1 protein-coding gene is annotated in these 508 nt (G+C 72.4%); it reads right to left on the minus strand.

Annotated elements, in window-relative coordinates; all coding sequences use genetic code 11:
• Positions 1-411, minus strand: a 411-nt coding sequence (locus ACK4TH_RS13360) for a cation:proton antiporter (RefSeq protein WP_409627135.1), incomplete at its 3' end; no start/stop codon positions are given.
• Positions 412-508 lie beyond the last annotated feature (97 nt).

Raw genomic sequence — 508 nt, forward strand, 5'->3', positions numbered from 1 at the left:
GGAGCGGTGCTGCAACTGGCCGAGCAGCAGCCCCGTGGTCACCACCGCGATCACCCCGGACAGGCCGAGTGCATCGGCGGCGAGAAAGCTGGCGAAGCAGGCGACGAAGCTGGCGGCAACCTCCAGCAACGGGTCGCGCAGCCGGCGGAAGGCAAGGTCGGTGAGCCAGCCGACCGCCGCCCCCATGGCGATGCCGCCGATCGCGACCAGCACGAAGCTGCCCGCCGCATCCCCCAGCGCGATGCCGCCGGCCGCGACCGCCGCGATGGCGAAGCGGTAGAGCACCAGCGCGGTCGCGTCATTTACCAGGCTCTCTCCCTCCAGCACCGTCACCAGCCGGCGCGGCATCGGCAGACGGCCGAGGATGGCGGAGGCGGCGACCGCATCCGGCGGCGCATCTCGTGCGTACAAGGGGTGGACGAAACTTCCGCTCCGATGGGGCGGGTGGTAGGGGACCCCACGTTGCCGCGCACCGTGCGAGACACCTCCGCCACCGCCCCCTCGGACG

This window comes from Tepidimonas sp. (genome assembly GCF_046292505.1).
Classification (GTDB): Bacteria; Pseudomonadota; Gammaproteobacteria; order Burkholderiales; family Burkholderiaceae_C; genus Tepidimonas.